Origin of the sequence: Myxococcus sp. AS-1-15 (genome assembly GCF_020037055.1) — a bacterium.
GTDB lineage: Bacteria > Myxococcota > Myxococcia > Myxococcales > Myxococcaceae > Myxococcus > Myxococcus fulvus.
On the sequence record NZ_JAIQDF010000005.1, the window covers coordinates 203,484 to 221,046 of the forward strand.

12 protein-coding genes are annotated in these 17,563 nt (G+C 70.6%); 7 read left to right on the top strand and 5 right to left on the bottom strand.

Going from position 1 to position 17,563, the window contains the following annotated elements:
* Positions 1-72 precede the first annotated feature (72 nt).
* Together K8625_RS16635 and K8625_RS16640 are read left to right on the top strand one after the other, a co-directional pair.
* Positions 73-837 (top strand): DUF3592 domain-containing protein, encoded by a 765-nt coding sequence (locus K8625_RS16635; protein ID WP_223783263.1) that lies wholly within the window; start codon positions 73-75, stop codon positions 835-837.
* Positions 838-924: 87 nt separating this feature from the next.
* Complete coding sequence (locus tag K8625_RS16640; RefSeq protein WP_223783264.1) at positions 925-2,715, top strand: N-acetylmuramoyl-L-alanine amidase; 1,791 nt, start codon at positions 925-927, stop codon at positions 2,713-2,715.
* Between the two features lie 4 nt (positions 2,716-2,719).
* On the opposite strand, the gene K8625_RS16645 is transcribed toward K8625_RS16640, so the two are convergent.
* Positions 2,720-3,199 (bottom strand): DUF1772 domain-containing protein, encoded by a 480-nt coding sequence (locus K8625_RS16645; protein WP_223783265.1) that lies wholly within the window; start codon positions 3,197-3,199, stop codon positions 2,720-2,722.
* Between the two features lie 5 nt (positions 3,200-3,204).
* Positions 3,205-4,074 carry an NAD(P)H-binding protein gene (locus K8625_RS16650; RefSeq protein WP_223748651.1) on the bottom strand — a complete coding sequence of 290 codons (870 nt, stop codon included), beginning with the start codon at positions 4,072-4,074 and terminating at the stop codon, positions 3,205-3,207.
* Positions 4,075-4,230: 156 nt separating this feature from the next.
* On the opposite strand from K8625_RS16650, the gene K8625_RS16655 reads away from it, so the two are divergent.
* Positions 4,231-5,190 (top strand): AraC family transcriptional regulator, encoded by a 960-nt coding sequence (locus tag K8625_RS16655; protein WP_223748650.1) that lies wholly within the window; start codon positions 4,231-4,233, stop codon positions 5,188-5,190.
* A gap of 2 nt (positions 5,191-5,192) precedes the next feature.
* Here K8625_RS16655 and K8625_RS16660 read toward each other — a convergent pair whose 3' ends face one another.
* The gene (locus tag K8625_RS16660; protein WP_223783266.1) at positions 5,193-6,176 is read right to left on the bottom strand and encodes a Xaa-Pro aminopeptidase; all 984 of its coding nucleotides are present in this window, start codon (positions 6,174-6,176) and stop codon (positions 5,193-5,195) included.
* Between the two features lie 57 nt (positions 6,177-6,233).
* On the opposite strand from K8625_RS16660, the gene K8625_RS16665 reads away from it, so the two are divergent.
* The 3 genes from K8625_RS16665 to K8625_RS16675 all read left to right on the top strand — a co-directional run bounded on the left by K8625_RS16665 (position 6,234) and on the right by K8625_RS16675 (position 9,607).
* Complete coding sequence (locus K8625_RS16665; protein ID WP_223783267.1) at positions 6,234-7,103, top strand: helix-turn-helix domain-containing protein; 870 nt, start codon at positions 6,234-6,236, stop codon at positions 7,101-7,103.
* Positions 7,104-7,204: 101 nt separating this feature from the next.
* Positions 7,205-8,233, top strand: a complete 1,029-nt coding sequence (locus K8625_RS16670; RefSeq protein WP_223783268.1) for a hypothetical protein — start codon at positions 7,205-7,207, stop codon at positions 8,231-8,233.
* A 132-nt stretch (positions 8,234-8,365) separates the two neighbouring features.
* The gene (locus K8625_RS16675) at positions 8,366-9,607 is read left to right on the top strand and encodes a S1 family peptidase (protein ID WP_223748646.1); all 1,242 of its coding nucleotides are present in this window, start codon (positions 8,366-8,368) and stop codon (positions 9,605-9,607) included.
* Positions 9,608-9,693: 86 nt separating this feature from the next.
* Here the strand turns inward: K8625_RS16675 and K8625_RS16680 are convergent, their stop codons facing one another.
* Positions 9,694-12,495, bottom strand: a complete 2,802-nt coding sequence (locus K8625_RS16680; protein ID WP_223783269.1) for a M20/M25/M40 family metallo-hydrolase — start codon at positions 12,493-12,495, stop codon at positions 9,694-9,696.
* A 65-nt stretch (positions 12,496-12,560) separates the two neighbouring features.
* A complete protein-coding gene (locus K8625_RS16685) occupies positions 12,561-16,064 on the bottom strand; it encodes a pyruvate carboxylase (protein ID WP_223748644.1) in 3,504 nt (1,167 codons plus the stop codon).
* Positions 16,065-16,197: 133 nt separating this feature from the next.
* Between K8625_RS16685 and K8625_RS16690 the strand changes: the two genes are divergently transcribed.
* Complete coding sequence (locus K8625_RS16690; RefSeq protein WP_194869111.1) at positions 16,198-17,556, top strand: cytochrome P450; 1,359 nt, start codon at positions 16,198-16,200, stop codon at positions 17,554-17,556.
* The last annotated feature ends 7 nt before the right edge of the window (positions 17,557-17,563 follow it).

A 17,563-nucleotide genomic window follows, 5' to 3' on the forward strand; every position in this document is an offset into this window, starting at 1 on the left:
TGAGGCTCCTTTGCTCGTGCCCGTGCGCGAGCGGCTGGCGCCAAGGCGGATCGCGTGTAGGCTCGTGGCGCCATGCAGCTCGCCATCCCTCATGCACCTCGGAAGGTCCGTCTGACGCAGGTCCCCGGCGCGGTGGGCCGCCTCGCGCGTGACGCCGTGCTCGGGCTGGCCTTCGTGGCGCTGCTCGGCGCGGTGGCCCTGTGGGCCGGCCGCCACTTCGTGGAGGAGCAGGGCTTCACCTCCCGCGCCGAGGAGGTCGACGGGACCATCGTCTCCACCCGGCTTCCTCCCGTCGATGCCCGCGTCGGCGCCGAGGCCACCCTGGAGGTGCTCTACACCTTCCAGGACGTGGAGCACTCCGTCTCCGGCGTCAGGACCTTCGCCGAGGACGCCGAGGGCCTCGGGAAGGGCGCGACAGTGAAGCTGCTGGTGGACCCCGCGGCTCCGGGGCAGCCCCGCGAGGAGCGCTTCGCCCGTTCGCAGGCCCTGCGCACCAACCTGGTCCCCTGGGGCGTACTCCTGGGGTTGCTCCTCGCTGGAGTCTTCTTCACCCGCGAAGCGAAGCGGCTCGTGCGCTCCGAGGTGGAGCCCCTGCGCCTGGGCGCGCTGGTGTGGCTGACGCCGGACGGGCCGCTGCCGGAGGAGGGCGGCGAGGTCGTCTTCCCCGCGCACTACTTCCGTCAGGACGTGAAGATGGAGGTCCGCGCGCGGGTACGGCCGGGCAGGGCGCCGGTGCGCAACGGCACCAAGGTGCTCGCGGCGGTGGTGCCCCGGGAGCCCGGCTGGGCGCGGGTCATCGACCAGGACCTGGCCGGCGTGCTCGGGTGGCTGCGCTGACGAGCCCTCGGAGGGGGTCGAAAATTTGCCGGTGACGTGGGGCTGTGTGACACACGCCTGTAGCTCCCAGCCCGCCGGAGGTTCTTCATGTCCCCACGCCTTTTGCTCGCGCTGATCCTCCTGCTGCTCGTCCCGGGCACGGTGGGCGCCGCGAAGCGGAACGAGGCCGAGGACGCCTACCAGGGAGCCCGGCGCGCCTACTACGCGCTGAAGGACGACGCCGCCCGGCGCAAGCTGCGCCACCACTGGCTCAACGTCGTGCACAAGTTCCAGGCGGTGGCCAAGGCCCACCCCAAGTCGGACCGCGCCCCGGATGCCCTCTTCACCGCGGGCGAGCTGCTCCAGGAACTCAGCCGCATCTCCTTCGTCGAGGAGGACCTCAAGGCCGCCATCGCGGACTACGACAAGCTGCGTACCGAATACCCCAAGCACCGGCTCGCCGATGACGCCGCCCTGGCGCTCGCGCGCATCCACGTCCACCGCACGGACCGCCCCGAGGAGGCCCGTCGCGTCCTGACCGAGATGCTCGCCGTCAACAGCAAGGGTGACCAGACGAAGGAGATGAAGGCGCTGCTCGCCTCGCTCCCCGCGTCCAAGGTCACGCCGCCCCCCGCGCGCAAGCCGACCCCCACGCCCGTCCCCGCGAAGGAGGACAAGGGCACCGCCGTGGCCCACGTCGAGTCACCGGCCGAGAAGCCCGCGTCCGCGCTCGTCGGCGCCATCGAGAAGCTGGCCCGCGAGCCGTCCCCGATCATCCCCCGCCTGGACCCCACCACCCCCGTGGGCGGTGAGCCGTCCGGTGAGAGCAAGGGCGGCCTCGACGCCGCCGTCGCCTCGGCGCTGGCCGCCAAGGAGTCCCAGACGTCGAAGCCGGTGGAGACGGGCAAGGTCGCCTCCGTGACGAAGCCGGCCGAGCCGGCGTCGCAGCCCACGCCCGCGGTGGACGTGAAGCCGTCCGCGCCGGTGGAGGTCGCCTCGGCGAAGTCGGAGACGCCTCGCGCGCAGGAGCGCCGTCCGGAGCCCGAGCCCGTCAAGGTCGCCGAGGCCCCGAAGGCCGAGCAGAAGAGCCCGGTCGAGCCCCCCAAGCCCATCACCCGTCCCGTCGACGACGAGGTCGCGCAGGCGCGCCTCAAGGCCGTGGCGAAGCAGTCGCGCCGCGCGGAGCTGACGCTGGCCGAGCAGCTGGGGCTGAAGGTCCGCCGCGTCATCATCGACCCCGGTCACGGTGGTCACGACACGGGCGCCATCGGTAAGGAGGGGACGCGCGAGAAGGAGGTGGCCCTGTCCATCTCCCTCAAGCTGGCGGACCTGCTGCGCGAGAAGGGCCTGGAGGTGGTGCTGACGCGCGAGGATGATCGCTTCATCCGCCTGGAGGACCGCGCGAAGTTCGCCAACACCGAGCGCGGTGATTTGTTCATCTCCGTCCACTGCAACGCGGCCACCAGCCGGAAGCTGCGCGGCATCGAGACGTACACGCTGAACACGTCCGCGGACCGCTACTCCATCCGCCTGGCGGCGCGCGAGAACGCGTCGTCGGAGAAGGGCATCAGCGATTTGCAGTTCATCCTCGCGGACCTGGCGACCAAGGCGAACACCGAGGAGTCCTCGCGGCTGGCGAACCAGGTGCAGCGCAGCCTGGTGACGGAGCTGTCCCGCAAGTACTCGGACATCAAGGGCCTGGGCCACAAGGAGGCGCTGTTCTACGTGCTGCTCGGCGTGAAGATGCCGGCCATCCTCGTGGAGACCGCGTTCCTGTCCAACCCGGAGGAGGAGAAGCGGCTGGCCTCGGGCGCGTACCAGACGGACGTCGCCAAGGCCATCGCGCACGGCGTGGAGGAGTTCCTCGGCGACCGCAACCGCGTGGCGAAGGTGGACTGACGCCTCAGTCCCGCGACAGCACCAGGCTCACCAGCGCACCCAGGCACGCCAGGGTCCGCACGTGATTCCAGGCCGTCCACTCCGACTGGTAGCGCGCCCAGTACGCCGGTGCCTCCGCGCTCTGTGCGGAGAGCCTCGCCAGCGCATCGTTGCGCGGGACGTTGAACCCGGCCGTCACCCCGAAGCAGCCCACCAGGTACAGCATGCCGCCCAGCAGTCGCAGGCGCGCGGCCGGCTGGGCCCAGGTGAACACCGAGCACACCACCAGCCCCGCGCAGGCGAGGGCGGTGGCCATGAACACCCCCAGGAACACGCTCGGCATCACGGCGGTGTTGATGCCTTGCATGGCGGCGATGCCCGTCGCCGGAGGCACTCGCTCCAGGCCCTTCATCACGAAGGTGGAGAAGGCGAAGCACACGCCCGCCATCAGGCCGCAGCCGAGCAGGGACGCCCACGTCAGGAGGGGCAGCAGGGTTTCGAGCATGGTGTTCACCGGAGCGTGGCGACGAAGTCCTCGAACCGCGTCGGGGTCGTGTTGTCGGGAGTCCTGCCCGCGCGAGGCTGGATGCGCCCCGTGTTGAAGGCTTGTGTCATCTCGACATAGAGCCCGGCGAACGTCTCGGAGATTCCGGCCTGCATGAGCGCCTGTTGCATCGCCTCGGGCGGGAGCTGCACGTAGTCGAGACCGGGGCGACCCAGTCGCTCCCCGAGGATGCGGGTGGCCTCGCGGTAGCTCAGGTCCCGGGGACCGAGCAGCTCGCGGACGACGACGCCCGTCCAGTCGCGTCGAACGAGCGCTCGGGCAGCGACCTCCGCGATGTCGCGTGACGCAATCATCGGCAGGGCGAGGTCCGGCGTGACGGAGTCCGCGTTGACGCCCTCATGCTCGATGACGGGGAGCGCGTCGAGGAAGTTCTCGAAGAAGGACACCGGACGCAGCAGCAGCACGTGCGTGTCCTTCAGCGTCCGGAGACGCTGCTCCTGCGCATGCAGCGTGGCGAGCAGACCCGTACCCTCGGCCAGGTCCGCGCCCAGGCTGCTCAGCGCGACGACGTGTCGCACGCCGCTGTCACGCAGCGCCTGGACGATGGCCTCGCCCTTGCGGCGCTGGGCTTCGTGGTAGCTCGCGGACTCGCGGTCCGTGGGGAGCAGCGTGTAGACGGCCTCGGCGCCACGGAAGGCCCGCGTCAGATACGCCGAGTCCTCCGAATCGCCCGCGAGCACCTTGGCGCCTTTCGCCGCCAGCTCGCCCAAGCGCTCCTCCGAGCGTCCCAGGGCCAGCACGTCCTGGCCCGCCTCCAACAACAGCTCCACCACCTTCTTGCCGGTGTTCCCGGTCGCTCCCATCACGGTCAGCATGTGTTCTCCCGGGGCCCGAGGCCCCACGGCATTGGCTTGCCTGGAGTCCAATATCGGGCCCAGGACCGGGACTCTCAATGACACCAAGTCGCTGGTTCATGCTCGTTCGTCCAGGAGGGGCTGGACTTGGAGGAGGGCAGGGCGCATCGTCACGACATGGCTGAACTCAGACCCCCGGTCGACGCGCTGGGCGAGGCGCTGCACTTCCTGCGGATGAGCGGCACGTTCTATTGCCGCTCGGAGCTGACGGCGCCGTGGGGGCTCGATCTGCCCGCGACGGAGGGGAGCCTCATGTTCCACGTCGTCACCACGGGACAGTGCTGGCTCGAGGTCGAAGGTGTGGAGGCGCGGCTGCTCCAGCCGGGCACGTTCGCGCTCGTGCCGCATGGCGCGGGACATCGATTGGTGCACGAGCGCGGCGGCCCCGCGCGCAGGCTCGAGGAGCTCTCCGAGGAGCTGGTGAGCGAGCGCTACTCCATCCTCCGGCACGGCGGCGGTGGCGCGCCCACGACGCTCATCTGCGGCGCCGTCCGGCTGGACCATCCCGCCGCGCGACACCTCATGTCCCTGTTACCGGGCATCATCCTGGTGGAGCCGTCCAACTCACCGCGCATGGACTGGCTCCAGAGCACGCTGCGCTTCATGGCCGCGGAGGCCCAGGAGCTGCGGCCCGGTGGCGAGACGGTCATCACGCGGCTCGCGGACGTGCTCGTGGTGCAGGCCCTGCGCGAGTGGATGGCGCAGGACTCCCAGGCGAAGTCAGGGTGGTTGGGCGCGCTTCAGGACCCCGACGTGGGCCGCGCGCTCGCGCTCATCCACCGCGAGCCCACGCGTCCGTGGACGGTGGCCTCGCTGGCGTCGAGCGTGGCCATGTCCCGCTCCGCGTTCTCCGCGCGCTTCACCCAGCGGGTCGGCGAGCCGCCCATGCACTACCTCGCGCGGTGGCGGATGTACGTCGCGCACTCGGCGCTCAAGGACGAGCGCCCCGGACTGGGGGAGCTCGCCACGCGCATGGGCTATCAGTCCGAGGCCGCGTTCAGTCGCGCCTTCAAGCGCTTCATGGGCGTGTCTCCCGGCGCGGTCCGGAAGACGGGCTCGCCCACGCTCCGGGCCTGAGGTCAAAGGCCGATGGCGCTCATCGGGATGCGGTACATGTCCCCGGTGCCATTGCCGATGCCCTGGAGGCTGGCGTCATCCCTGGGCGTGTCGAAGCGCTCGCCCACGTCTCCGGAGAACGGCCGCGTGCTGCTGAAGTAGAGCCACTTCCCGTCCGGCGACACGCTGTGGTTGTACTCGCTGTCGCGCGTGTTGATGCCCGCGCACAGCCTCCGCGCGGGCTCCCACTTGCCGTCGACCTTGCGGCTGAGGAACAGGTCATATCGGCCCAATCCATCGGGTCGGCGCAACGCACTGAAGATGAGGTAGCTCTCGTCCGGGGCGATCCACGGCTCCAGCTCGTGCATCGAGGAGTTGATGGCGGCCCCCAGGTTCTCCGGCGGTTGGTAGGCCCCGTCGACCCAGCGGGAGACCCACAGGTCGCTGCCTCCGTGCGTGCCCGGGAGGTCTCCGCCGAAGTAGAGGTTGCCGTTCGCGGCGACCGCCGGAGACCACTCGTCACGGCTCTTGTCGTTGACGGGCGCGGGCAGTCGGCGTGCGTCCTCCCACTCACCATCGGCGCCCAGGGACGCGGACCAGATGTCGTAACTGGCACGAGGTCCGGGCTCGCCCGGCTCGGGGCGGTCCGAGATGAAGAAAACCGTGCGCCCGTCCGGCGACAGATGCGGGTCCGCGTTGCTCCACTCCCTGGCGAAGCGCGGGAGCTCCGGCCGCGACCAACGTCCCTTGGCGTCGAGCCGCGTCTCGTACATCGTGAAGCGCTCGAAGGCGTCATCCGCGCGGCCGAAGAGCACGCGCCGCTGGTCCGGCGAGAAGGCCATGAAGAAGTCCCAGGCGCCGGTGGTGAAGAGGCCCGCGCCGTAGAGCTCCGGCGTGCAGCTGTCGGCGCGCTTCGCCGCGGTCATTCGCTCACCGCCTGGGTGCGCGCCGCACCCCAGGCCCAGCAATCCCAACGTCACCAGCACGCCGCGCATCGACCCCACCATGTGCCATTCCTCCTGACCGACGGTTCCGTCCCTCGGAGGTCGGAGTAGCATCGGCCCATGACGCGGAACTTTGGGAATCTTGCCGTGCTCCCCGAGCGCGCCCCCGGCTACCACGTGCTGGGGGAGGGCGAGGCGTTCGACGTCAGCGACTGCGTCTGTCGCGCGGGCTGCCACAGCCCCGTGGTCGAAGGCGCGCACGCGCGGGTCTGCGTCAGCGTCGTGCTGTCCGGAGCCTTCCACGCGCGAGGCCCCGAAGGGGACGCGGTGGTGGGGCCGGGCGCGCTGCTGCTCGGCAATCGCGCCGCGCCGTATGAGTTCCGCCACGTCGATGACGGAGGAGATCGCTCGCTCGTCATCGAGTGCTCGGACGCGATGCTGGACGAGGCCCTCCTGGGTTCGCGGGCGGAGGACACGCGCCCCTTCGAGCGGACGAGCGTCCCCGCGTCGCTCGGGTCGCTGGAGGCGGTCCTCCTGGCGCGGCAGGCCCTGGAGCCGGGCGACGCGGAGGAGCTGCGCGAGGTGGTGCTGTCCGTGCTGGACGTCGCGCTGCGCCTGGGCGGTGCGCCCGCCGCGACACGGGTGGAGCTCTCCGAGCGACAGGCCCGAAGCGTGGCGCGCGTGCTGCGCTACCTCGAGGACCATGTCTCGGACGACTGCTCGCTGGAGACGCTGGCGAGCATCGCGGGGCTGACGCGCTTCCACTTCCTGCGCGTGTTCCGAGCGGTGACGGGACAGACGCCCCGGCAGTGGGTCATCGCCATGCGGTTGCGCCTGGCGGCGAATCTACTCAGGGCAAGTCGGACCCGGGTCACGGACATCGCACTGGAATCCGGCTTCGGTGACCTGTCCCATTTCACGATGAGCTTCACGCGAGCGTTCGGTATTTCACCTCGGGCCTACCGGGTGCGTGCACTTGAACGCGGGTGAATCCCCGCCTTGGAATCCATCGGCACCGGCGGGATGATTCCAGGGCACCCTTCGAGATGTGAGGATCCGTGGCGAACCGTGCCCCGTCGTTGGATGAGTCCGTGTCCCGCCTTTCCTCCTCGGACCCGCGAGGCGTGTCGGAGGCACTGGAGACGCTGGGCGACGCGCTCTGCGCGGAGGACCATCAGGTCCGTGAGCGGGTCGCGAGGCTGCTCCTGAAGGAGCTGGAGCGTCCGGAGGCGACGAAGGCCTATGCCCCCATCCTCCACCTGCTCCAGACGACCTGGTGGCCACCGCCCGTGTCCCTGACGCAGCCCGCGATGGAGGCGGTGCTGTCCGCGGTGTCCCGCATGGATGCCGAGGCGCCCGCGCTGGACGACGCCGCGCTGCTCGTGGCGAACCTGTACCGCATGGCACCCCTGCCATTGAGTGCGCTGGAGCAGGCGCTGGGGCACGAGCGGCCCTCCGTCCGACGCGTGGCCGCCGGCGTCGTGGGCCGCGTGGGCGAGTCCGCCGTGTCGCTGCTGCCGCGCCTGCTGACCGCGTTGGAGGATGTGGAGCCGGTGGCCGGGGCCGCGCTCGAGTCGCTCGGTTCGCTCGCACCCGCGGCGCCGCAGCTGGCCGTGCCCGCGCTCGTGGACCAGGTGGGGCGCGCCGAGGGCACGCGTCAGTACCTGGCGCTGATGTCCCTGCGCAGCCTGCTGGAGGACGACCGCCGCGAGGGCCAGGCCGCGCCCGAGCTGGCCGCCCTGGAGCCCGTGCTGCTGAAGTCGGCCGAGGACCCGCAGGCGCCCATCCGGTTGGAGTCCGTGTCGTTGCTCGGACTGGGGCGACTGTCCTCGCTCGCGACGGTGGCCACGCTGCGCAGGCATCTGCTGGACGAGAGCCCTCGTGTGGCCGCCAGCGCCGCGGTGGCGCTGCTGCGGGTCGGCGCGCCTCCGCTGGAGGCCGCCACGCTGCTGTCGACGCTGCTCACCTCGGAGGACTCGGAGAAGGACACGGCGGCGCTCACCGCGCTGGAGGGCGTGGAGTCCGCCACGCTCGGGCGCATCCGGGACTCGCTGGAGCAGGCCGCGAACAAGGCGAAGGGGCTGGTCGCCGAGGCCATCCGCGAGCTCCTGCTGGCCTGAGATATTTCCGGAAATTCACAGAATCCTGCTTCAAGTCCTCCGCGTGAAGTGATGGAGTCCCGGGTCGCAGCGCCCGGCGTGTGTCCGCGACCGACCGGCCGGGAATCACCCGTGGTCGTGGGGGCGAACGTCATGCGCCAGCAAGCGATTCTTCGTGTCGTGGTGGGCAGTGCCTCGCTGTGCCTGGGAGGCTTCAGTGATGCGGCGTGGGCCGGTGGGCCGACCGCGGAGCCCGCCAGCAGTAGCAGTGCCGCGCGTCCTCGGACGTTGGATGAGGCGCTGCTCGAGGTGGAGCGCTCGGCGCCGGGCTTCGCCGGCATGTACCACGATGAGAAGGGGCGTCTGGTGGTGCGGCTGGTGAATGCCTCCGCGGCCCCGGCGGCGCGCGGCGCCATCACCTCCGTGTTCGGCGTGGACAAGATTCCCTCGGCGGGCGTGGTGACGGAGCCGGCGACGCGGACGTTCTCCCAGCTGAAGGCGATTCAGGAGCGACTCACGCCGGAGGTGCTCGCGCTGCCGGGCGCCGTCTTCACGGACGTGGACGAGAAGTCGAACCGCGTGGCCATCGGCATCGAGCGCGCCGAGTCGCGTGCCCGCGTCGAGTGGACGCTCGGGCGGCTGGCGGTGGACCGCGACGCGGTGGACGTGGTCGAGGTCGGCCCCGTCCGTCCCGCCAGCGTGCAGGGCGGATGGACGCCCGTGGCGGGCGGACTTCAGATTGAAACGCCGGGCAAGTACTGCACGCTGGGCTTCGCGGCGCTGCAAGGCGGGACGCTGGGCTTCGTGACCAACTCCCACTGCACCACGGTGCAGGGGGGCGTGGAGTCGACCCTCGCCTATCAGGCCGTGTACCCGTGGCAGGTGGGGACGGAGACGACGGACCCGTTCTACGCGACGGGAGGCAGCTGTCCCGCGGGGCGTCGTTGCCGCTACAGCGACAGCGCCTTCTTCCGCGCGGATGCGGCCATCAGCTCCCGCGTGGTGCAGACGCCTGGGGCGTTCAACCTGAACATCTCCGCCTGGAATGAGGTGACGGGGAAGGTGCTCTATCCGTCGCAGGGGCAGACGGTGTTCAAGACGGGCCGGACCTCGGGCACCACCAGCGGCACCATCCAGTGGGCCTGCGCCACGGTGAACGGCGGCGGAGTGCCCGACACGTTCTACTGCAACTACATCGCGACCAGCGGCGCGCAGAATGGCGCGGGCGGTGACAGCGGCTCTCCCGTGTACGTCTTCACCGCCAATGGCGTGGCGCTGACGGGCCTCATGTGGGGCGCGGGCTCCAACCCCTGGAACTTCGCCTTCGCGCCGCTGGGCGGCGTGGAGTTCGAGCTGGGCATCGTCCCGTACTGCTGGGGCAACGTGGGCTGCTGAGCCCCCGGAACGACACGGGCCCGGGACGTCCTTTCACGGACGTGGCCCGGGCCCGTGGGCCCTTCATCGACGCGTGACGCGAGGACTCAGCGAGGGCGCTTGCTCTCCTGGAACGTGACCTCGAGCGGCAACTCCTTGCCGTCGCGAATCACGCGGGCCTCCACCGTCTCACCGGGCTTGGAGGCGTTGAGGACGAACATCAGGTCCTCCACGCCGCCGATGACGTGCTTGCCCAGCTTCACCAGGACGTCGCCGCGCAGCATGCCGGCCTGGTCCGCCGCGCCACCCGCGCGCACGCCCGCAAGCAACATGCCCTTCAGCCCGTTCGGTGGGCCCGCGTAGTCCGGCACCGTGCCGAGCGACGCGTTGAAGCTGCGCATATCTCCGCGCGGCGTGGGGGAGGGGACCTTGCGGTACGTCAGCGTGGTGGCACCATCCAGGCCCAGCGCGACCCCGGACGCGACCTGCGCGACCTGCGCGGTGCCCACGGCGTTGAGCCCCTCCACCGTGTCGGAGGGCTTGTGGTAGTCCGTGTGCGTCCCCGTGAAGAAGTGCAGCACCGGCACGCCCGACGCGTAGAAGGGCGAGTGGTCGCTGGGGCCGTAGCCATCACCGCTCGGGTTGCACGCGACGCGCGCCTCGGCGCACGCGCGGGTGAGCAGCGGGGCCCACTCACTCGCGGACTCGGCGCCCAGCACGGAGAGCCCACCGGAGCGCAGCCGGCCCACCATGTCCAGGTTCAGCATCGCGGCCACCTGCTTCATGCCCGCGTCGCCCCGCTGACGGGTGAAGTGCGTGGAGCCCAGCAGGCCCGACTCCTCACCCGAGAAGGCCAGGAACAGCACGTCGCGCTTCAGCGCGGCGCGGTGCTCCTTCAGCGTGCGGGCGATCTCCAGCAGGCCCGCGACGCCCGAGGCGTTGTCATCCGCGCCGACGTGCGGCTCGTGCCGGTCCGGCGTCAGCGAGCCACGGCCCCCGAAGCCCAGGTGGTCATAGTGCGCGCCCACCACGACGACGCCGGGCGCCTTGCCCTCGCCAGCCTCCAGCAGGCCCGCGACGTTGAACGCCGAGCGCTGCTCGACCTCCAGCTTCACGCCGACCGCCGCGTCCACGCGCTGGCCCTTGGTGAGCGAGGCCCACACCGGCTCCAGCGCCGCGCGCTTCACCACGACGACCGGCAGCCCCGCGTCGCCAGGACCCTCGGGGTGCAGCGCGGGCAGGGTCGCCTCGGGCGGCATCTGCCACTCCTTGGGCGTGGGCGTCGGAGCCTGCGGCCAGTCCACCACGATGAGCGCCTTCGCGCCCCGCTGCGCCGCCTGCCACGCCTTGTAGCGGAGGTCACCGAAGCGCCGCTGCTTGTCCGTGTCGGCGAACGCCGCCGTGTCCGGGACGAAGCGCCGCACCACGACGATCTTCCCCTTCACCGACAGCTTCGCGTAGTCGTCCACGGAGAGCGACGGCTCGACGATTCCGTAGTTGGCGAACACCAGCGCGCCCTGCGCCTGCTGCTGCGCGGAGAAGCCGAGCACGCTGAACGCATCGCCCGTCAGCGCCGTCTTGCCGATGCGCACCTCGGTGCCGACGACGGGCTTCACCGCGGTGACGACGGGGAACGCCTGACGGAAGGAGTCCGAGTCCCCCGCGGGCTTCAGGCCCAGCTCCTGGAAGCGCTTCTCGATGTAGCCGCCGGCGGCCTCGATGCCATCCGTGCCGATGCCACGACCCTCGCGCTCGGACGCGGCCAGCCAGGTGACGTCCTGACGGACGCGGTCCGCGGCGGACGCGGTGGTGGACACGGGCTTCGCGTCCTCCACCCACCGGGCGATGAACAGGTTGGTGTCGCTCTTGCCCGGCGCGGTGGCGCGGTTGCTGGAGAACGCCAGCCACTTGCCGTCCGGCGAGAACATCGGGAAGCCATCGAAGCCCGGCGCGTGGGTGATGCGCTCCAGGTTGGAGCCATCGACGTCCACCGCCCAGATGTCGAACTCACGGCCCTTCGGGTCACCGTGGTTGGACGAGAACAGGATGCGTCGGCCGTTGGGGTGGAAGAAGGGCGCGAAGGCGGCGCCGTTCAGCCAGGTGATCTGCCTGGCCTCGGAGCCGTCCGCGTTGGCCACGTACAGCTCCAGCTTCGTCGGCCGCACCAGCCCCTTGTCGAGCAGGGCCTTGTAGTCGTCCAGCGCCTTGCCGGGCGCCGGCCGCGACGCGCGCCAGACGATCTTGGAGCAGTCCGCGTTGAAGAACGCGCCGCCGTCATAGCCGGGCGTGTGCGTCAGCCGCTTCACGTTCTTCCCGTCGCGGTCCATCCGGTACAGCTCCAGGTCTCCATCCCGCACGGACGTGAAGAGGATGGAGCCGTCCTTCGCGCAGACCGTGCCCTCGGCGTCGTAGCCCGGCGTCTGGGTCAGCCGCGTCAGGCCCGAGCCATCCGCGTTCGACTTGAAGACGTCATACGAGTCGTAGAGGGCCCAGACGTAGCCCATCGAGTGGTCCGGCTTGGGAGGGCACGCGGCGCCGCCCAGGTGCGTGGACGCGTAGATGACCTCCTGGTCCCCGGGCAGGAAGTGCGCGCACGTGGTGGCGCCCTCGCCGCTGGAGACGGGGGACACCTTGGCGGCCGCGCCGCTCGCCGGGTCCACTTCCATGCGGTAGATGCGGTCGCACCCCATGCCCTCGTGACGGGCCTGGAGCGAGAGCTGCTTGCCGTCGAACGACCAGTACGCCTCCGCGTTCTCACCGCCGAACGTCATCTGCCGCAGGTCCGCCAGCCGGACCTCTTCCGGCAACGCGGGAACCTGCGACGCGGTGGAGTCCGAGCCCGGTGCCGTGGTGCTCGAGGAGGTGGCGCACGACGTCAGTGCCAATAAGGACAGGAGTGAACGCTTCATGGGGCGCGACCATGTCAAAGGCCGCGCCCACACTCAACGTTCCGCCCGGGTTTCGTGAAGCGCCGCTACTGGAGCACCGCGAGCAGGTCACCGCCCTGGACCGCGGCCTTCAGCGTGGTGGCCACCTCCGCGATGGTGCCCGCGCGAGGCGCGCGCACCACCGTCTCCATCTTCATCGCCTCCAGCGTGACGAGCGGCGCGCCCGACTCCACGCTGGCCCCGGCCTTCACGTGCACCGCGATGACCGTGCCCGGCATGCTCGCGGCGACGTGGTTGGGGTTGGCGCGGTCCGCCTGCCGACGGGCCTCCACGCGCGCGGCGCGGCTCCGGTCTCGCACCTGCACCGTGCGGTTGTGGCCGTTGAGCGCGAAGTAGACGGTGCGCAGGCCGTCCTCGTCGGGCTCGCCCACCGCGGACAGGCTGATGACCAGCGTCTTGCCCGGCTCCAGGTCCACCCAGATCTCCTGGCCCACCTCCATGCCGTAGAAGTAGTTCGGCGTGTCGAGGATGGACACGTCCTCGAACCGGCCCGCGTCGTCCAGGTACCCGGCCATCACGCGCGGGTAGAGCGCGCTGGAGATGGCGTCCGCGTGGGAGATGGGCTGGCCCGTCTTCTTCGCCAGCTCCGCGCGCAGCGCCTCCAGGTCCAGCGCGGGCATGCTCGCCGACGGGCGGCCCTCCACGCGCGGCAGGCCCTTGAGCACCGCGGCGCGCAGGTCCTCGGGGAAGCCGTTGGGCGGCTGGCCCAGCTCGCCGCGGAAGTAGCCCACGACGCTGGAGGGGAAGTCGAGCCGGGGCGCCTCGGCGATGAGCTTCTGGTGGGTGAGCGCGGCGGCCTCCGCGAGCGTGGCCGCGCGCACCATCAGGTCGTTCTTCAGGAGGAAGATGGCGAAGTCGCCCACCATCTTCGACGACGGCGTCACCTTGGGGATGTCCCCCACCAGCACGTTGACCAGCGCGAACGCGTCCTTCACGTCGTTCCACCGGCTCAAGAGCCCCATCTCCGCCACCTGCGGCCGGAGGTTGGAGTACTGACCGCCCGGAATCTCGTGGTAGTAGACCTCGCTCGTCGTGCTCTTGAGGCCGCTCTCGAAGGGGGCGTAGTACTCGCGCACGTCCTCCCAGTAGTTGGCGAGCGGCTGCAGGCGCGCGTTGGCCAGGCCCGTCTCGCGTGGGTGGCCGCGCAGGGCGCTGACCAGCGCGTTGAGGCTGGGCTGGCTGGTGAGGCCCGCCATGCTGCCCAGCGCCACGTCGACGATGTGCACGCCGTGCTCGATGGCCTCCAGGTAGCTGGCGACGCCGTTGCCCGCGGTGTCGTGCATGTGCAGGTGGATGGGCAGCTTCGTCACCTCGCGCAGGCGGTCCATCAGCATGGCCGCGGCGCGGGGGCGCAAGAGGCCCGCCATGTCCTTGATGCACAGGAAGTGGGCGCCCGAGTCCTCGATGCGCTTCGCCAGGTCCGCGTAGTAGTCCAGCGTGTACTTCTTGCGCTTGGGGTTGGCGACGTCGCCCGTGTAGCAGATGGCCACCTCCGCCACCTTGCCCGTCTTGAGCACGCGCTGGATGGACACCTCCATGCTGCCCAGGTCATTGAGGCTGTCGAAGATGCGGAAGACGTCCACGCCCGCCTCGGCCGCCTCGTCGATGAAGGCCTCCACCACGTTGTTCGGATAGCTGGTGTAGCCCACGGCGTTGGCGCCGCGCAGGAGCATCTGGAGGAGCAGATTGGGCGCGGCCGCCTTGAGCGAGCGCAGGCGCGCCCACGGGTCCTCGTTGAGGAAGCGGTACGACGTGTCGAACGTGGCGCCGCCCCAGCTCTCCAGGCTGAACAGCTCCGAGGCCAGGTGCGCGGTGGCCGGCGCCACGCGCAGGATGTCGCGCGTGCGCATGCGCGTGGCCAGCAGCGACTGGTGTGCGTCCCTCATGGTGGTGTCCGTCAGGAGCACGCGCTTCTGCGCGAGCACCCACTCGGCCAGCCCCCGGGGGCCCTTCTCCGCGAGGATCTGCGCGGTGCCCTTCGGCACGGGGCCGGGCGGCGCCACCGGCACGCGGGGCTCCATGAACTGGGTGGGCTTGAGCCGCTGGTGCTTCTTGATGGTGGGGTGGCCGTTGACGATGACCTCGGCCAGGTACGTGAGCAGCTTGCTCGCGCGATCCCTGCGCGGCGTGAGCTGGAACAGCTCCGGCGTCTCGTCGATGAAGCGCGTGTACGTCTCACCGGCCTGGAAGGCGGGGTGGCGCAGCACGTTCTCCAGGAAGGGCAGGTTGGTCTTCACGCCGCGGATGCGGAACTCGCGCAGCGCGCGCTGGCCCTTCATCACCGCGCCTTCGAAGGTCGGCGCGTAGGCGATGACCTTCACCAGCATGGAGTCGTAGAACGGCGAGATGTGCGCGTTGGTGTAGCCGTTGGAGCCGTCCAGGCGGATGCCGAAGCCGGTGGCCGCGCGCCACGCGGTGATGATGCCCGCGTCCGGCATGAAGTTGTTGGACGGGTCCTCCGTGGTGACGCGCAGCTGCACCGCGTAGCCGCGCGGCTGGAGCGACGCCTGCGAGGTGATGCCCACCTCGGGTGAGCCGAGCGCGTAGCCCTCCGCGATGCGGATCTGGCTCTGCACCAGGTCCACGCCCGTCACCTGCTCGGTGACGGTGTGCTCCACCTGGAGCCGCGCGTTGCACTCGATGAAGTAGAAGTGGCTGTCGGAGACGAGGAACTCCGCGGTGCCCGCACTGCTGTAGCCCGCCTCGCGCGCCAGCCGCACCGCCGCGTCGCAGATGGCGCTTCGCAGGGCGGGGGCCAGGTTGGGCGCGGGGGCGATCTCGATGACCTTCTGGTGCCGGCGCTGCACCGAGCAGTCGCGCTCGTGCAGGTGGACCAGGCCGCCATGGAGGTCACCGAGCAGTTGCACCTCGATGTGGCGCACCCGCTCCAGGAACTTCTCCAGGAACACCGCCGAGGAGCCGAAGGCGCTCTGGGCCTCGGAGCGCGCGGACGTGAGCGCCGCCTCCAGCTCCTTCTCCTCGCGCACCACGCGCATGCCGCGCCCGCCGCCGCCGTGGGCGGCCTTCACCAGCACCGGGCCGCCGTGCTCCTGGAAGAACCGGCGCGCCTGGGCGAGCACGCTCGCGTCGTCGCCCTCCAGCGTGGTGCCCGGCACGGTGGGCACGCCGACCTGCTTCGCCAGCTGCTTGGCGGCGACCTTGTCGCCCATGGTCCGCACGACGGCGGAGGTGGGGCCGATGAAGCGGATGCCCCGGCGCTCGCAGGCCTCGGCGAACCCAGCGTTCTCCGACAGGAAGCCGTAGCCAGGGTGGATGGCGTCCACGCCGGCGCGCTCGGCCACGTCGAGGATTTCGTCGATGCCCAGGTAGGCCTCCACGGGGCGCTTGCCTCGGCCCACCAGGTAGGCCTCGTCCGCCTTGTGGCGGTGCTCGTGGGTCCGGTCCTCGTCGCTGTAGATGGCGACGGTGCGGATGCCGAGCTCGTTGCAGGCCCGGAACACGCGGATGGCGATCTCGCCGCGGTTGGCGCACAGCACTTTCTGGATGGGTCGGATGGAAGAGGGAGCCATGGCTTGGGTCCAGGGGATAGGGCGGCTGGGGGGCCCGGTGCAACCGGCCCGAGGGCGGACGTCGGGTTCAAGTCAGTGGGGCCACCTTGACGGCCCGGAGGTGACCGGCGCAAATCGGGCCATGGACACCTCCGTGAACTCATCCTCCGGGCGCCGCGTGGCCGGCCCCCGGGGACTGCCCGTCCTGGGGAGCTTCTTCCCCATGCTCAACGAGCCCCTGGCGCTCGCGAACAAGCTCCATGCCGAGTACGGCGACGTGTCCCTCGTCCGGGTCTACGGCACCCCCATCGCGTTCCTGCGAAACCCCGTGGACGTCAAGCGGGTGCTCATCGACGAGCCGCAGCTGTTCCCCAAGCCGCGCATCGAGAACCCCTTCAACGGCAATGGGTTGACGGTGAGCCGGGGGGACCACTGGAAGCGCCAGCGGCACATGGTCCAGCCGCTGTTCAGCAAGGAGAAGGTGCGCCTGTGGTCCGGGCTGTTCTCGGACGAGCTGCACAAGGGGGTGGAGCGGTGGATGGCGCTGGGGGCGAAGGGGGAGTCCTTCGACATGTACACGGAGGCCGCGCGCCTGATGTTCGGGGTGATGTGGCGCACGTGCTTCGACGAGAACCCCCGCGAGGAGCACTTCGCGCGCATCATGGACGCCATCGACGTGTTCGGCCGGCGCCACACGCCGTGGGGCGTGCTGTTCTACAAGCTCCTGCCCCGCTTCGACCCCAAGGCCCCGCGCATGGGCATGGCGCTGTGGCTCATCAACGGGTGGATCTACGGCCGGCTGAGCAAGCGCCGGGAGCGCGGCACCCGCGACGGCGACATCACGCTGCTGTCCATGCTGGTGGAGTCGCGCGCGCGGGAGACGGGCGAGTCGATGAACGACAAGGAGGTGCGCGACGAGATCGTGAACCTCTTCGGCGCGAGCTTCGAGATGATCGCCACGTCGCTCACGTGGGCCGTGCACGCGTGCACCCAGTACCCGGACGTGGTGCGCCGCATCCGCGAGGAGGTGCGGGAGGTGTGCGGCGACGAGGCGCCGAAGTACGAGGACGTGGCGAAGCTCCCGTACACCACGCGGGTGGTGCAGGAGATCAACCGGCTCAGCCCTCCGGCGTGGACCATCCTGCGCGAGACGGCGGAGGACGTGGAGGTGGGCGGCGTCATGCTCCCGAAGGGGACGCAGCTGCTCATGTGCCCGTACGCCATCCACCGGCACCCGGACCACTGGAAGGACGCGGAGACGTTCGACCCGGACCGCTTCCTGCCGGAGCGGCAGGTGGGGCAGCACAAGTGCGCTTACGTGCCCTTCGGAGCGGGTCAGCGCATCTGCGTGGGCCAGCACATGTCCCAGGTGGACACGGTGCAGACGCTGGCCTTGCTGCTGCAACGCTGCGACGTGGAGTACCTGGGTCGCACGCCGGTGGAGTGGCAGACGCGGCTGACCTTCGTGCCCAAGCGCGGCATGCCCGTGCGGGTGCGCGCGCGCCAGGGCTGAAGGGGCC